This window comes from Streptomyces sp. NPDC024632 (genome assembly GCF_055559175.1).
The window spans coordinates 414,877-430,595 of the sequence record NZ_JBVHLD010000003.1 but is presented as its reverse complement, the minus strand read 5'-3'; the positions used below and the strand labels follow the sequence as shown (position 1 = coordinate 430,595).

11 protein-coding genes are annotated in these 15,719 nt (G+C 69.6%); 6 read left to right on the top strand and 5 right to left on the bottom strand.

The window, feature by feature from the left end:
* The first annotated feature begins 413 nt into the window (after positions 1-413).
* From rplU to obgE, 3 genes are all read left to right on the top strand, one after another.
* On the top strand, positions 414-734 hold the full coding sequence (gene rplU, locus ACZ37P_RS09295) for a 50S ribosomal protein L21 (protein ID WP_355348975.1): 321 nt from the start codon (positions 414-416) through the stop codon (positions 732-734).
* Between the two features lie 14 nt (positions 735-748).
* Complete coding sequence (gene rpmA, locus ACZ37P_RS09290; RefSeq protein ID WP_031514533.1) at positions 749-1,003, top strand: 50S ribosomal protein L27; 255 nt, start codon at positions 749-751, stop codon at positions 1,001-1,003.
* A gap of 168 nt (positions 1,004-1,171) precedes the next feature.
* On the top strand, positions 1,172-2,614 hold the full coding sequence (gene obgE / locus ACZ37P_RS09285; RefSeq protein ID WP_355348971.1) for a GTPase ObgE: 1,443 nt from the start codon (positions 1,172-1,174) through the stop codon (positions 2,612-2,614).
* A 42-nt stretch (positions 2,615-2,656) separates the two neighbouring features.
* Here the strand turns inward: obgE and ACZ37P_RS09280 are convergent, their stop codons facing one another.
* Both ACZ37P_RS09280 and ACZ37P_RS09275 read right to left on the bottom strand, forming a co-directional pair.
* Entirely contained in the window at positions 2,657-3,100 is a 444-nt protein-coding gene (locus ACZ37P_RS09280; protein WP_355348968.1) for a GtrA family protein, read from the bottom strand.
* Positions 3,097-4,092 (bottom strand): glycosyltransferase family 2 protein, encoded by a 996-nt coding sequence (locus tag ACZ37P_RS09275; RefSeq protein ID WP_355348965.1) that lies wholly within the window; start codon positions 4,090-4,092, stop codon positions 3,097-3,099. Before ACZ37P_RS09275 ends, ACZ37P_RS09280 begins: the two co-directional genes overlap by 4 nt.
* A 449-nt stretch (positions 4,093-4,541) precedes the next feature.
* On the opposite strand from ACZ37P_RS09275, the gene ACZ37P_RS09270 reads away from it, so the two are divergent.
* A complete protein-coding gene (locus ACZ37P_RS09270) occupies positions 4,542-6,287 on the top strand; it encodes a stealth family protein (protein ID WP_355348962.1) in 1,746 nt (581 codons plus the stop codon).
* A 38-nt stretch (positions 6,288-6,325) separates the two neighbouring features.
* On the opposite strand, the gene ACZ37P_RS09265 is transcribed toward ACZ37P_RS09270, so the two are convergent.
* Together ACZ37P_RS09265 and ACZ37P_RS09260 are read right to left on the bottom strand one after the other, a co-directional pair.
* On the bottom strand, positions 6,326-9,148 hold the full coding sequence (locus ACZ37P_RS09265) for a stealth conserved region 3 domain-containing protein (RefSeq protein WP_391047571.1): 2,823 nt from the start codon (positions 9,146-9,148) through the stop codon (positions 6,326-6,328).
* The gene (locus ACZ37P_RS09260; protein ID WP_391160342.1) at positions 9,145-10,137 is read right to left on the bottom strand and encodes a hypothetical protein; all 993 of its coding nucleotides are present in this window, start codon (positions 10,135-10,137) and stop codon (positions 9,145-9,147) included. Before ACZ37P_RS09260 ends, ACZ37P_RS09265 begins: the two co-directional genes overlap by 4 nt.
* 334 nt (positions 10,138-10,471) lie before the next feature.
* Here ACZ37P_RS09260 and galE point away from each other — a divergent pair, with 334 nt between their 5' ends.
* Positions 10,472-11,443 (top strand): UDP-glucose 4-epimerase GalE, encoded by a 972-nt coding sequence (galE, locus tag ACZ37P_RS09255; RefSeq protein WP_391047568.1) that lies wholly within the window; start codon positions 10,472-10,474, stop codon positions 11,441-11,443.
* A 261-nt stretch (positions 11,444-11,704) separates the two neighbouring features.
* Complete coding sequence (locus ACZ37P_RS09250; protein ID WP_467345766.1) at positions 11,705-13,918, top strand: PIG-L family deacetylase; 2,214 nt, start codon at positions 11,705-11,707, stop codon at positions 13,916-13,918.
* 98 nt (positions 13,919-14,016) lie between these two features.
* On the opposite strand, the gene ACZ37P_RS09245 is transcribed toward ACZ37P_RS09250, so the two are convergent.
* The gene (locus tag ACZ37P_RS09245; protein ID WP_467345765.1) at positions 14,017-15,714 is read right to left on the bottom strand and encodes an FG-GAP-like repeat-containing protein; all 1,698 of its coding nucleotides are present in this window, start codon (positions 15,712-15,714) and stop codon (positions 14,017-14,019) included.
* Positions 15,715-15,719 lie beyond the last annotated feature (5 nt).

The following is a 15,719-nucleotide window of genomic DNA, read 5'->3' as shown; positions in this document are numbered from 1 at the left end:
GGCCACGCGTGTCCACCCTGCGGGTGGGCTGTGCCCCGCCGGGGGCGCGGGGAACCGCGCGCTCGGCCACCGGCGGTGGCGCGGCCCAGGAACCGGCCCCAGCGGGGCAGATGCGCTGGTCTTCGGGCTGACAGCCCGGTGGGGGCCGGCCGCGCCGTTCCCCGCGCCCCTAAAAACATGCCCTTGCGCGATGGCAGCGCACTTTGCCGGTGCCGTGACGGGGCGCGCGACCGTTCACGGGTGCGGGAGGGCGGATTTGACCGGGCCGGAGGCCCTCCGTAGTCTTGACCTTCGGCGTTTGTGCGCCCACTTCTGAGCAAATCCCTCCCGGTCCGCCGGGAGAGGCCCCCCGCGCACCATCGGGACGGCTGGCATCAGGGGTCCGATTTCAAGAGCGAGAGAGTGAGATCCGCGTGTACGCAATCGTGCGTAGCGGTGGTCGTCAGCACAAGGTGGCTGTCGGCGACATCGTTGAGGTTGACAAGATTCCCACGGGCAAGGTGGGCGACGCGATCGAGCTCTCGACGCTGCTCGTCGTCGACGGCGACGCCGTCACCAGCGACCCGTGGGTGCTGGCCGGTGTCAAGGTCGAGGCCGAGATCGTGGACCACCACAAGGGCCAGAAGATCGACATCCTGCGCTACAAGAACAAGACCGGCTACCGCCGTCGCCAGGGTCACCGCCAGCAGTACACGGCGCTGAAGATCACCGGCATCCCCACGGCTGCGAAGTAAGGGACTGAGGAGAGATGGCACACAAGAAGGGCGCATCGTCCACTCGGAACGGTCGCGACTCCAACGCTCAGCGGCTCGGCGTCAAGCGCTTCGGCGGCCAGGTCGTCAACGCCGGTGAGATCATCGTCCGCCAGCGCGGCACGCACTTCCACCCCGGCTCCGGCGTCGGCATCGGCAAGGACGACACGCTGTTCGCCCTCTCCGCCGGTGCGGTCGAGTTCGGCACCAAGCGTGGGCGTCGTGTAGTGAACATCGTTCCGGCCGCCTGATCCAGGCACCGTAGAGCGACACAGTTTCACCTCCGAGGGCGGACCTCGCTTCCCGACCAGGGAAGCGGGGCCGCCCTCGGCGTGTTACGTCTTGGAACGCGTGAAAGCGCGCGTACCGCACCACCCCGTGCACATCCGCACCACCCCGTACGTATCTGGAGGAATGCCATGACCACCTTCGTGGACCGCGTCGAGCTGCATGTCGCCGCGGGTAACGGAGGCCACGGCTGCGCCTCCGTTCACCGGGAGAAGTTCAAGCCGCTGGGCGGCCCCGACGGCGGGAACGGCGGCCGGGGCGGCGACGTGATCCTCGTCGTCGACCAGGACGTCACGACGCTGCTCGACTACCACCACAGCCCGCACCGCAAGGCGACCAACGGCAAGCCCGGCGAGGGCGGCAACCGGTCGGGCAAGGAGGGTACGGACCTGGTGCTGCCGGTGCCCGACGGCACGGTCGTGCAGGACAAGGACGGCAATGTGCTGGCCGACCTCGTCGGCCAGGGCACCACTTTCATCGCGGGCCAGGGCGGTCGCGGCGGCCTCGGCAACGCGGCGCTGGCCTCGGCCCGCCGCAAGGCGCCCGGCTTCGCGCTGCTCGGCGAGCCCGGTGTGGCGCGGGACATCGTCCTGGAACTGAAGACGGTCGCGGACGTGGCGCTGGTCGGCTACCCGAGCGCGGGCAAGTCCTCGCTGATCTCGGTGCTGTCGGCCGCCAAGCCGAAGATCGCCGACTACCCGTTCACCACGCTGGTGCCCAACCTCGGTGTGGTGACGGCCGGTTCGACCGTCTACACGATCGCGGACGTACCGGGTCTGATCCCCGGCGCCAGCCAGGGCAAGGGCCTCGGCCTGGAGTTCCTGCGGCACGTCGAGCGCTGCTCGGTGCTCGTGCACGTGCTGGACACCGCGACGCTGGAGTCCGACCGCGACCCCGCCAGCGACCTCGACATCATCGAGGAGGAACTGCGGGCGTACGGCGGCGGGTTGGAGGACCGGCCGCGGCTGATCGTGCTCAACAAGATCGACGTGCCCGACGGGCGCGACCTCGCCGAGATCATCAGGCCGGAGCTGGAGAGCCGCGGCTACCAGGTCTTCGAGGTGTCGGCCGTCTCCCACGAGGGGCTGCGCGAGCTGTCGTTCGCCCTGGCGAAGATCGTCGCCGAGACGCGGGCCGCCAAGCCGGTGGAGGAGTCCACCCGCGTCGTCATCCGCCCGCAGGCCGTCGACGACGCCGGGTTCACCGTCACCCACGACGGCGAGAGCCTGTACCGCGTGCACGGCGAGAAGCCCGAACGCTGGGTCCGCCAGACCGACTTCTCCAACGACGAGGCCGTCGGCTACCTCGCCGACCGCCTCAACCGCCTCGGCGTCGAGGACGCCCTCCTCAAGGCCGGCGCCAACGCCGGCGACGCCGTCGCCATCGGCCCCGACGAGGACGCCGTCGTCTTCGACTGGGAGCCCAGCATGGCCGCAGGCGCCGAAATGCTCGGCCGCCGCGGCGAGGACCACCGTTTCGACGCCCCCCGCGCCGCCGTCACCCGCCGCCGCGACAAGCAGGCCGAGCGCGACGACGCCGAAGAGGAGTACCACGGCTTCGACCCGTTCAAGTAAACGCGCGACCGGCCCCCTGGGAAGGGGGCCGGTCGGGGTGGGTCAGGCGTCCGCGTGGGCCGGGGAGGGGCGGTTCGGGTCGGGCTCGGCGAGCGCGGACGGCGGGGTGAGAATCCGGCGGCTCAGCAGGTAGGTGAAGGGGATGGCGGCTGCCGCGGCGGCCAGCGGGGCGATCTTGTCGTTCATGCCCGCCCACTCCACGAGGGCGTAGACGCCGACGCTCGTGACCACGTAATTGGTCAGGTTGGTCAGCGGGAAGAGCAGGAACTTCCGCCAGGTGGGCCGCGTCCGGTACGTGAAGTACGTGTTCAGGAAGAACGACCCGATCATGCTGAGCACGAACGCCAGGGTGTACGCGGCGAAGTACGGCATCCACGGGTGCAGGGCCAGGTAGAACCCGTAGAAGGTGGCGGTGTTGACCCCGCCCACGAGGGCGAACCGCACGATCTGGAGCAGTTGCGGTGAGCGGGTGCCGGCCAGGCTCAACGGATCTCCATCCGGGGCAGCGACGCGCTCGTCGGTGCGGCGCCGGCCTGCCGTGCCACCCCGAAGGCCCGCGGCGCGTTCGTCTCCTTGACCAGGAAGTGCGGCCGTCGCTTAGTCTCGTAGTAGATGCGCCCAATGTACTCGCCTATCAACCCCAGCATCAGCATCTGGAGCCCGCCCAGACCGACGACGGCGACGAGCAGCGTCACATAACCGGGCGCGTCGGGCCCCTTGATCATCGCCATGACGGTGACGACCACGGCATACGCCGCCGCGACGGCACTGAGCGCCATTCCCAGATAGATGGCCAGCCGCAACGGCCGGTTGTTGAACGAGATCAGCCCGTCCATGCCGTAATTGATGAGCGCGCCGAAGTGCCACTTCGTCTCGCCCGCCTCCCGCGCGGCATTGCGGTAGTCGAAGGTGACGGTGTCGAAGCCGATCCAGGAGAAAAGGCCCTTGGAGAAGCGGTTGTACTCCGGCATCGCGAGCAGCGCGTCGACCGCGCGCCGCGACAGCAGCCGGAAGTCCCCGACGCCGTCGGTCAGTTCGACGTCCACCCACTTGTTGATCATCCGGTAGTAGAGCCGGCTGGCGGCCGTGCGCAGCTTCTTGTCGCCCTCGCGGGTGCGTCGCGCGATCACCTGGTCGTGCCCGGCGCGGTGCAGCTCCAGCATGCGCGCGATCAGCTCCGGCGGGTGCTGGAGGTCGGCGTCCATCACGACCACCGCGTCCCCGGTCGTCTCCTTGAGCCCGGCCAGGATGCCCGCCTCCTTGCCGAAGTTCCGGCTGAAGGACACGTATCGCGTGCTCGCCTCGCGGTTCTCGGCCAGGGCCCGCAGCCGCTCCAGGGTGCGGTCGGAGCTGCCGTCGTCGACGTAGCACAGCTCGTAATCGACGGAGAGCGCCGTGAGGGTCTCCCGGATGCGTACGTCGAAGAGCTCGATCACGGCTTCTTCGTTGTAGCAGGGAACTACGATCGACAGTCGCATGAGATCACTTTCGGCGCCGTACGCGGATGCAGGGCGGATGCGGTGCGGATTCAGGGCGAGTGCTGGGTAAGTGCTGAGTGAGTGCTGAGTGAGTGCTGGGCGAGTGCGGTCCCGGCGGACGGATCCGCACGTGATCCCGCACGCTCTGCGTCAGCGTAGGACGGCCCGTGGCCCTGCTTTGGGCGCCGAACAAGGCGTCGGGGAAAGTTACGCGAAGCGCCCTTGCGGCTCAATGAAGAATTCACCCAACGATGGGCAACCGAATTCCTGATTCCGCATTACGTGTAACGTCGCGCGCGGCCGGAGTTCCGGACAGGTATACCGCACGCGGCTCCTTGGAGAACGCAAGGCATACTTGAGGTATCGGCCCGGACCACCGTACGGGCCGTCGTCGTACGTCAACGGCCCGCGTCGCGGCGGGCCCCGCAATCGATGAGGAGCCGCCCGCCGTGCGTAATCCCGAGGCACCCCGACTGCTGGGGGTCTACCGACGAGCAGTACCGGAGAGCGCCCGACGGAAGATCGCCTCCCGCGTCGACTCGGACTTGCGCAAGCAGGTGAAGCTGCGCATCGCGGGCGCGACCGCCGCCGCCGAGCGGGCCAGGGCGGCCAGGGTCGGCAAGCGCCACCAGGCGCTGGTGGACCGTCCGGACCGCACGGTGATCACGGTCAACCGCGAGGCGAAGGTCGCGCTGATCGTCCCCGGCGTGACCCCGCTGGCGGCCCGCAGGGCCAACCTCGACGCGGTCCTCGGCTGCCTGTCCGCCGCCGGTCTCGACCACTTCTGCGTACGGGGCCGCTCGCACACCGCCTCGGCCGTGGCCGTCCACGAGAGCGACCGGGAGGCGGTGCTCGCCGCGCTGACCGCGCTGTGCGCCGAGGAGCCCGGCTACGTGACCGCGGTCAAGGGGAACTCCCCGGTGCCCGAGGAGTCGCTGCCGGGCTACGAGCAGCCGTCCTGGCGCCGTCTGGCGGGCGCCGGGGTCTTCCGCCTCACCTGGTACCGCACCGACGAGAGCAAGGGCCTGGCGCTCGGCACCCGCTACGGCTGCGACATCGAGTTCTGGCGCGAGGAGGACGGCGCGCTCGTGGCGCCGCGCCCCGGCAAATTCGCCGAGGCCGTCCCCGCCGACGCCAAGACCGTGCAGGCGCCCGAGGCGTTCTTCACCGACCTCGCGCCGCGCGACACCGGCGCGGGCCCGCGCTTCGAGGTCCGTACCCGCGAGCACTTCGCGATCCACACCACCGACGAGATCCGCTTCCCGGTCGACGTCGTCTACACCTGGGTGGACGGCGCGGACCCGGCGTGGCTGCGCCGCCGCGCGGACTTCACCGGCGCGGCGTACCACGACGAGGCGGCCAACGCGGCGCGCTACCTCAGCCGTGACGAACTGCGGTACTCACTGCGCTCGTTGCACATGTACGCGCCGTGGGTCCGGAAGATCTTCCTGGTCACCGACGACCAGACGCCGTCCTGGCTGAAGACCGAGCACCCCGGCATCGAGGTGGTCAGCCACCGGCAGATCTTCCGCTCGCCCGGCTCGCTGCCGACCTTCAACTCGCACGCCATCGAGAGCCAACTGCACCACATCGAGGGCCTGTCGGAGCACTTCCTGTACTTCAACGACGACGTGCTGCTCGGCAACGAGGTGACGCCGCAGGACTTCTTCCTCGCCAACGGCCTGACGAAGTTCTTCCCCTCACCCGCGCTGGTGCCGCTGGGCGAGAAGACGGAGGCCGACCCGCCGGTCGCGGCGGCCGGGAAGAACAACCGGCGGCTGATCGAGGAGCGCTACGGCGCCGTCCTCGTGCAGAAGATGAAGCACATGCCGCACGCCCTGCGGCGCAGCGTCCTGGACGAGATCGAGGACGAGTTCGCCGCCGAGTACCGGCACACCGAGTCCAGCCACTTCCGCAGCATGGACGACATCTCCGTCGCCTCGTCGCTGCACCACTACTACGCCTTCCACACCAGGCGCGCGATCCCGTCCAACGACCTGCCGTACACCTACCTGGACCTGACCCACCCCTGGACCGAGACCCGGCTCGGCCGGCTGCTCGCCAACCGCGACAAGACCGTCTTCTGCATCAACGACACGGTCTCCACGGAGAACGACGCGACCGGCCAGAAGGACCTGATCACCCCGTTCCTCGACGCGTACTTCCCGGTGCCGAGCCCCTTCGAGAAGGAGTAGCCCGGCACCGGGCGGGCTGTCGCCGGTGCCTGCCCCGTTCAGTCCCGCTCGAAGCGGGACTTCACGGGGTAGTAGGCGTTGAGGAAGGCGTACATCACGCGCGCCTGCTCCTCGGCGGGCACCTCGGCGTCGGGCGACTCGCCGATGCAGAAGACATCGTAGTTGCGGGACGCGAGCAGTCGGCCGAGCACCGAGTGGTGGTCGTAGTTGCCGACGTTGACGTAGCTGCACGAGATCCTGCCGGGCGCGCAGCGGCCGGTCAGGTAGCCGTAGTGGTGGTGCAGCGACGACGTGATCGACAGGTCGCTGTTGCCGCGGAAGGGGTTGGCCGCGGTCCTGGCCACCTCCTCCGGGAACCTCTCGCCGATCTCCGCGAGCACGCTGCGGCGCAGCGCGTGCGGCGTGTGCAGGAAGCTCTGCGTGGCGGTCCGTCCGAAGGCGTCCTCCAGCAGCTTGCGGTTGTTCTTGGCCGCTGCGAAGTAGCCCTCGTCCTCGTCCGACGGCTCGGTCGGCGGTACGGCGGTCGGCGACCGGAAGAAATTCGCCATGCCGTTGCTGAGGAAGAACAGCTCGGGTGTGACCGGGCGGCCCATGAAGACGTCGTCGTTGAGATAAAGGAAGTGCTCGGACAGGCCGTCGATCCGGTGGATCTGGCTCTCGATGGCGTGCGAGTTGAAGGTGGGCAGGCAACTCGGGTCGGCGAAGATGTCCCGGTGGCTCACCACCTTCACATCGGGGCACGACGTGTCGAGCCAGGGCGGCACCTGGTCGTCGGTCACCAGATAGATGTTGCGCACCCAGGGCGCGTACATCTCCAGCGACCGCAGTGAGTAGCGCAGTTCGTCGCGGTTGCGGAACCTCACGTCGCCGTTGTCGACGTCCGTGTTCTCCGAGACCGGCAGTCCGCGTCGGCGGCGCGCCTCGTTGCGGCGGTCCTGCCATGCGGTGTCGTCGCCGTCCACCCAGGTGTAGACGACGTCGATGGGCTGGTCGACATCCCACATCAACTGCTTGGTGAACTGCGAGAGCGTCGGGTAGTCCCGCTCGCCCACCCGCAGCTTCGCGGTGGGTTCGAGGGACGGCAACCGGCGCCCAAGCAGCGTCGTCGCCCGTGGGGTGGAACGCCAGCCGTCTTCCTCGTCGACGGACCAGAACTCCACGCTGCAGCCGTACGCGGGCCCGTAGCGCAGGGTACGGCTGCCGGTGACCACCGGCTTGAAGATCCGCAGCCCGGCCACCTCGCCGACGTCCCGCAGCCGTTCCGCCAGCACCGCTCCGGGCGCGGCGCCACGCGGGGAGATCAGCTCGGCGTAGACCGCCTTGCCGTGCAGGGCGGTGGCCAGCGCCTCAAGCACCCGGGGCCGTTCCTCGACCGGTACCGCGAGCCGGTGCTGGACGCCGTCGGCCCGCAGCAGGACGTACGGAATGCCGACGTCCTCAAGGACGGTGGCGCTGATCTCCAGGTTGGTCGCGAGCATTTGGGGCCCGTTGACGTCGTCGCGGACCTCGGCGAGCCGCCCCGCGGAGCGCACCAGCTTGCGGTCCTGCGCCTGAATCATCACCTCCCGGGCCTTCTGCTCGTCGGTGGAATTCGCCAGCGGCGAGACGGGCGCGGCCACGGTGAAGTTGCGCGTGCCGCCCGCCACCACCCGCAGCGCCGCCCGGTCGGCACGTCGTCCCAGGCGCTGCGGGTTGTCACGCTCGGCCACCAGCCGGGTGAACAACTCCTCCCAGCGGGCGGTGATGTCCTCACCGCTGAAGCGCTCGTAGACGCCCTCGCGCGCCGCCTTGCCGAAGGCGTGCCGAGTCTGCTCGTCACCGATCAGCCGGGCCATCGCCTCGGCCAGCAGGTCGATCTCACCGGGCGGCACCAGCAGCCCGTCCACGTCGTGCCTGATGATCTCGGCCGGGCCGGTGACGATGTCGTAGGCCACTACCGGCACACCGGCGGCGAACATCTCCAGGAGCACCAGCGGGAAGGCTTCGTTGCGCGAGGGCAGGACACAGAGCCCGGCCTTGGCCCACTCCTCGTCCATCTGCTGCGAGCGGCCCACCAGTTCGACCCGCAGTTGCAGGCCGAATCCTTCGACGAGCTGGCGCAGCCGCACTTCCTGGGGGCCGTCGCCGAATATCCGGAGCTTCCAGTCGGGGAAGTCGCCGGAGATCTGGTGGAACGCCTGGATGGCGTGGTTGAGCTGTTTTTCCGGGGTCATGCGGGCGGCCAGCACGATGACCTTGTTCTGGAGGTCGGAGCGCGGGCGGTAGCCGTCGGACACCGCGTTGGGAATGGTGACGAGCTCGGGCGCCGCGTCGCCGAGCGAGTCGGCGAACCAGTCGTTCGTGCGCTCGGTCAGCGACACCAGGGCGTCGATCCGCGGGCCGTACACCAGCAGCGGTTCACCGGCTACGCCGCGCAGTTGGGAAGCGCGGTGCTCTTCGTGCACGGTCACCACACGGGCCGGAGCCAGTTCCGCGGCGGCGGCCATCAGGGCCGGGGAGGTGGTGATCAGCACATCGCAGTCGAGCGCGGGCAGCGCGGCGGTCATCTCGATGTCGGAGAGCTGGTCGAAGGTGTTCTCCCAGACCGGCTTGATCAGTTCGCTGGGCAGCGACTGCAGCGTCCTGCACGCTTCCTCGTCCAGCGTGCTGCGGCGTACCGGACGCCCGTAGGCGCCGGTCCTGTCCACCAGGTAGCGCCGCTTGATCTGCTTCGCCTCCGCGAAGAACGGCTCCAGGCGGGTCTTGAAGACGCTCAGCACTTCGACTTCGTGCCGGGCGGAGAGATGGATCGCCTGGGTGTAGGCGGCCATTTCCGTGCCGCCCATCTCGTCGCCCCAGGTGAGCAGAAATGTGATCTTCATGCGTCCTCGTTGGTTCCGATGGCCGCGCAGGCCACCGCAAGGGCACCGGCAGGCGTGAGATAGACGTGCGCACGGGTCAAGGAACCGTCGTCCAGGGCGATGATGCGAAAGGGAGTCCGGAAGACCTGCTTGGGATGACGCACCTGGGTGAGCCGCTTGGCGACCTTCAGCTTGGCGCGCCCCCCGCGCAGTTGGACGTCCCAGGTGCGCTGGACGCCCGGACCGTCGGTCATGGCTCGCAACGGCAGGTCGAAGGTGAAGTTGTCGCCGTCCCAATCGAGCGCCGCCGAGACGGATTTGTTGGCTCCCCGGCGTACGACCTCGGCGGTGTACTCGGTCACCGGGTGCCGTGCGGCCAGCAGTCGGCCGTGTACGGTCACCCGGTCCCAGAGCAGGTCGAATCTGACGAGTTCGGCCTGGTGGGCGGGGGCTGTGACCTTGAGCATGGCGCGGCCGTCCACCGAGCGCACCGGCCGGAAGACCGCGCCGCTGGACTCGGACGGCGAGGTCGGGAGCATCGGGCCGTGCACCGCGGCGAACGCCAGGGCGGCCAGGTCGGATCTGGTCTCACGACCGCCCTCGTCCGTGACGACGACACAGAACCGCCAGAGCCCCGCACTGAGCAGCAGCCCGCGCCCCGTGTCGTTCTCACCTTCGGTGTACCGCAGCGGTACCGTCGCGGTGAGCAGCAGGGACGTGTCGGACTCCGGCTCCAGGGCGAGGTCGACACTGACCCGATGGTTGCCGTGGATCAGTTCGAGGCGGGCCGCGGAGGGGTCGGCGGTGTGCCGGGAGAAGGGCACCGCGAGGTTCAGCGTGCGGCCGCCGAGCACTGAGAGGTGGACCGGGGTGATCATCGGTCGCGGTCTGATGCCTGTACCGAGCGCGGGCACAGTGTTCATCCGCTCGACCTTGCGGCGGGCTCGTACCGCCAGGGTGCGGGCGCGCTTTACCGCGCCCACCGCGTAGGGCAGGAGCGAATCACTCACGGCGCACGTGTCTCCCATTCTCATTGGTCAGCCAACGCATCCTGTCAAGGATGCCAAACATCAGCAAGTTGGCCGAATGTTGCAATTCCTGACCATGGCTGTTCACCTGCGGGCCAATCGAATGTGTGAAGTGGATCACTGGTTCCGCCGGAGCCGTGTCACTGCCACCCGCTGTGAGTCGAGGCGGTGGAAATGATCGCACAGCGGGTGAACGCGGCGGGAACGCCGAGTCGATTCCCGGAGTCGTCCGTGCGGCCCCGCTTGCCGTGCGCGCCCTGAGCGGCGGCTCGGTCCGGCAGGTCTTCCCCGTGGTCGCCGTTGGTAGGGTTCGGCCATGACCTGGATGATTACCGGCGGCGCTGGTTATATCGGTTCGCACGTTGTCAGGGCGCTCGTTGCCGATGGACAGCAGGTGGTCGTCGTCGACGATCTGAGCACCGGAGATCCCGAACGCCTGCCGGCCGGTGTGCCGTTGGTACGCGGCACCGTCCTGGACCGGGCGCTGCTCGACCGGACGCTGAGCGAACACGACGTCCGGGGCATCGTGCACATCGCGGCGAAGAAGCAGGTCGGAGAGTCCGTCGAGCGCCCGCTGTGGTACTACCGGGAGAACGTCGAGGGTCTGCGGACCGTACTCGAGGCCGCCGTCGAGGCGCGGGTGCAGCGCTTCGTCCTGTCGTCTTCCGCGGCCGTATACGGAATGCCCGACGTGGACCTGGTCACCGAGCAGACCCCGTGCGAGCCGATGAGCCCGTACGGCGAGACCAAGTTGGCCGGCGAGTGGCTGGTCACCGCGGTCGGGCGGGCGCACGGGATGGCCACCGCGTCGTTGCGCTACTTCAACGTCGCGGGCGCGGCCGCCCCTGAGCTGGGCGACCCGGGGATCTTCAACCTGGTGCCGATGGTCTTCGACCGGCTCTCCCGCGGCCGGACTCCGCTGATCTTCGGCGACGACTACCCGACGCCGGACGGCACCTGCATCCGCGACTACATCCACGTCGAGGACATCGCGTCCGCGCACGTCGCCGCCGCCCGCCGGCTCACCGAGGACTCGAAGGCGGCCCTGGTGCTGAACATCGGCCGGGGCGAGGGCGTCTCCGTGGCCGAGATGGTCGGCATCATCCAGGAGATCTCGGGTCACACCGGGATCGCCCCGGAGGTCACCGCGCGTCGGCCCGGCGACCCGGCCAGGGTCGTGGCGTCCGCCGACGCGATCGGCAGGGAACTGGGCTGGAAGGCCGTCTACGACGTGCGCGAGATGGTGGCCTCGGCCTGGGCGGGCTGGCAGTTGCGACACCCGGAGTAACCGGGGCGCGCCATTCCGATTCGGGGAGCCGGACTCACTCACGGTGAGTCCGGCTCCCCTTTTTCATGCGGCTGACCAGCCGGTTCCGCAGGTCAATGCATTCCGGCCTTTTCGGCTTTTGCTTCCGGTACTTGCCTGACCCGGGCATGTGATGACGGTCACATCAAAGCGAAGAAACCCCGGCTCGAAATTGTCCCTCTTGTGCAGCGGGTGGTCGAAATGATCACACGAGAGGTGAACGGAGCCGGAACGTTGGACCGAATGCTGGAACAAGCAAGCAGGGGTCCCGGACGCCGGGTCGTGGTGGGTTCGATGGCGGGCGCACTCGCGGCGGCCACGGTCGCGGGTTGTACGGGTCGGAGCACCGCGGCCAAGCCGAGGATGACGGGAGCGCCGGTCGTCTTCGGGCCGCCCCCGACCGGCGGTGTACTGCCCGCCTCCGCGCGGGTCACCTTCGGCGCCCCCGCCGCACCGCTCGTGATGCAGGTGGTCGCGCACCCCGACGACGACCTGTACTTCATGAATCCGGACACCGCCGCCACCCTCGACCGTCATGTGCCGGTCGTCACGGTCTACGTGACCAGCGGCGACTCCTTCGGCGTGAACCGCGCCCCCGGCCACCCGCGCCCGCTGGCGAACGTACCCGCGTACGTCTCCGCGCGGCAGCAGGGGCTGCGGCAGGCGTACGCGCGGATGCTCGGCGCGGAGATCTTCACGCCGTGGACGCGTACCGCGCTCGCCCTGCCTCACGGCGGCGCCGCCGAGGTCAACACCCTCGAACACGACGGCAGGCGGGCCGAGTTGGTCTTCCTGCGGATCGACATGCACACTCCGGTGCGCGGCGGCGGCACCTTCGGCATCGACAAGCTCTGGGCCGTGGACGGGACGGTACGGACGGTACCGCTGCCCGACGGCCCGGTACGCGCCGCCCACACCTTCGACCGGCAGACGCTGATCGACACGCTCGCCTTCCTGTTCACCACCTTCCGGCCGACGCTGATCCGCACCATGGACCCCGACCCGGACATCCAGGTCCACAACGCGCGGTACCCGCGCGACAGCGACCAGGTCGGCTACTCCGACCACCGTGACCACACCGCCACCGCGCTGTTCACCTGGCGGGCCATGGCGCAGTGGACCGAGAAGGCCGCGGCGAGCGGCGGCCCGGTCCCGACCTTCCTCACCGAGGCCTACCGCGGCTACTACAACCAGCGCTGGCCGCACAATCTCCCGCAGGCCACCGTCCGCTTCAAGGCGGACGTGCTCGATGTGTACGGCGGCGCTCCGGGCTGGAAGTGCGGCGACAGCGGCGGCTGCGGTGACTACAGCGTCGGCCAGGGCGACGCGCTGAAGTCCCCGCGCGGCTGGGTCCGCAGCACCCACTACCGCTACCCGACCTCTGGTCCGCAGGCGGTGGCCGCCAAGGACGGCAGGCTCACCGTGTACGGCGTGCTCGGCACCCGGGCCGCCCGCTGGACCGAGACCGCGCCGGCAAGCGGACACTGGAATGCGCCTGAGGACCTCGGCGGGGGCCCGCTGACCCCCGCGCTCAGCGTCGTCACCGACAAGCACGGCCACCATCTGCTGTTCGGCCTGCGCTTCTCCGGTCTGTCGGCCGCGCCGGGCGACAACACCCGGGAGGTCGTGGTGCTCGACCAGCAGGTGGGTGCCTCGGGCAAGTCCGCCGGCGAAGACGGCGACCGGGCGATCCGGGGCTGGCGCAGCCTCGGCAGCCCCGAGGCGAATCCGGTCCGCGGCCGCAGGGTCGGGCCGCCGACCGCTGTGATCGGCAAGGACGGCCGGATCCACGTCTTCGTCCGCAACGCCTCCAAAGGTCTGAGCACGCGGGTCCGCGACGCCTCCGGTCAGTGGTCGCCGTGGCAGCAACTCGCCGGCGGCCAGGTCCAGGAGGGACTGACCGCGACCGTCGACCACGACGGCCGGATCCACGTCTTCGCCGCGGGCCACCAAGGGGTCCACCAGTGGACTCAGTCCACCCCGAGCGCCGAACTGGTCGGCCGTCCCCTGCGGCACACGGGCGTGCCCGGCGAGGTGCCCGAAGCGGTGACCGCGGCGGACGGTTCGCTGCTGCTGGCCTTCCGCAGGCCGGAGACCGCCGAGATCGCGGTCGAACGCCTCACCGCGGGACGGCATGGTCGCTGGATTCCGGCCTCCGCCGTGCGCGACGCGGGCTTCGGCCCGGTCGCCCTGCTCAGCGGCCGGGGCGCGGAGACCAACCCGCTGCTGGCCGTACGCGCCGACTTCGGCAACGCGCTGCTGGTGCACGGTGAATACGGCAAGGGACCGGCCGCCGCCACAGCCAGTACCCCGACGGAGCCCTTCGCGGTCGGCCGCCCCGACGTGCTCGTCGCGGGCACCGACCGTACGGCCCTGGTCTCCTTCACGGTGAACGCCACCCCGGGCGTCACCCGCGTCCACGGCACCGGCACGTTCACCCAACTGGCCACGAGATAGCACGGGTTGTCGGCCGTGACGCGCGAGGGCGCCCGCACCGGGAAGGTGCGGGCGCCCTCGTCCGTCCACTCAACAGGCGGCGGACACCACAGGACGTCTCAGAACAGACGGCTGTAGCCGTTCCAGCCGCCGCCCTGCTTCACCGGAGCCTTGAACTGGCCCGTGCCGGTGGAGCTGTAGCTGAACAGATTGCCGCTGGCGTCCACACCGAGCAGGTCGGCGCGGCCGTCACCGTCCATGTCGCCCGGCGACGCCAGCTTGTTGTAGCGGTTCCAGCCCGTGCCGATCTTCACGCGGGTCTCGAACGGGCGGGAGCTGACGCCCGTCCCCTTGTACAGGTAGAGCGTGCCGTCGCCGGTGCGCGCGACGATGTCCGCCAGGCCGTCACCGGTGAAGTCACCGGCGCCCACGATGGCGTTGTACGCACCCCAGCCGGGACCGACCAGCAGGCGGCCGGTCAGCGCCGCGCCGTTGCCCTGGCCCCGGTAGAGGTACAGGTTGCCCGAGGTGTCACGGGCCAGCAGGTCGCCCTTGCCGTCACCGCTGAGGTCACCGGGGCCGACGAAGAGGTTGTAGCCGCCCCAGCCGGTGGCCAGCGGGCTGCTCACGTCGGAATCCAGGTTCCACAGGTTGGTGCCGTCCCGGAACAGCAGGTCGGCGTACCCGTAGTCACCCAGCGACGAGGCCAGTGCGAAGGTGCTGTACCCCCCCGAGCCGCCCGACACCTGCTGGCGCGCGGCGAGCGTCCCGTTGTTGTTGGTGTAGTACCAGTAGAAGGTGCCGCCGGTCGACAGACCGTAGAGCTCCTTCTTGCCGTAGGCCGGGTTGGAACCCGCGCCCGCGAACAGCTCCACGTTCCAGTCTTTGTAGCCGCCCTGCTTGGGCGCGAAACCGCCCGCGCCGTTCTGCCGGTAGATGTAGAGAGTGCCATTCGTGGCCCTCGCCAGGACCGAGCCGTCACCGGTGCCGACGAGCTGGTTGTACGCGTTCCAGCCCGTGCCGATGGCGACGCGGGCCGCGTACGGACCGGCGGCGTTGCCCGTACCGGCGTAGAAGTACAGCGTGCCGTCCGTCTTACGGGCGATCAGGTCGCTGATGCCGTCGCCGTTCATGTCACCGGGGCTGGTGAGCTGGTCGTACTGGTTCCAGCCGGAACCGACGAGCACCTTGCCCTTGAACGGAGCGGAAGCGTTGCCGGTGCCCTCGTACAGATAGAGCTGACCGGCCGGCGTGCGCGCGACGATGTCGGGCTTGCCGTCCCCCGTGATGTCGTCGGTCGCGACCAGCTTGTTGTAGACGTACCAGCCGGTGCCGGTCCACCGCGCGGCGCCGTTGGGGAAGCTCCCCGCCCCGAAGTACGACAGGCGGCCCGAGTTGGTCAGCGCGAGGATGCCGGTGCCCTGCCCGTCCAGGCTGCCCGGGGTGAGGACGTCCTTGTACAGGGTGCCGTCGCTGCTGGCGCCGAGGTCGCCGTCGTCGTCGTTGTCCTTGGTGAGCAAGTTGTAGTAGTGCCGGTTGTTGCCCCGGTAGAGCTGGTCGGCGTAGCCGTCCCCGTCCGGGTCGTACCGCAGCGGCCCCGCCGCCGCCTTCGTGGAGTACTGCTTGGCCTGCTTGGGCAGCGTGAGCGTCGGCGCGGGCCCGCTGGGCGCCGTCGGCCGGGTGATCCTGTGCTGCGGGCCGCTGTCGGCCTGCGCGTTCGTGCTCAGCGCCAGAGCGCCGAGAGCGAGGACGCCGGTGGTGCACACCGCGACGAGGCGGCGGCGCTTGGAAAAGCGCACCGGCTGTGCTTCGGACACAATCC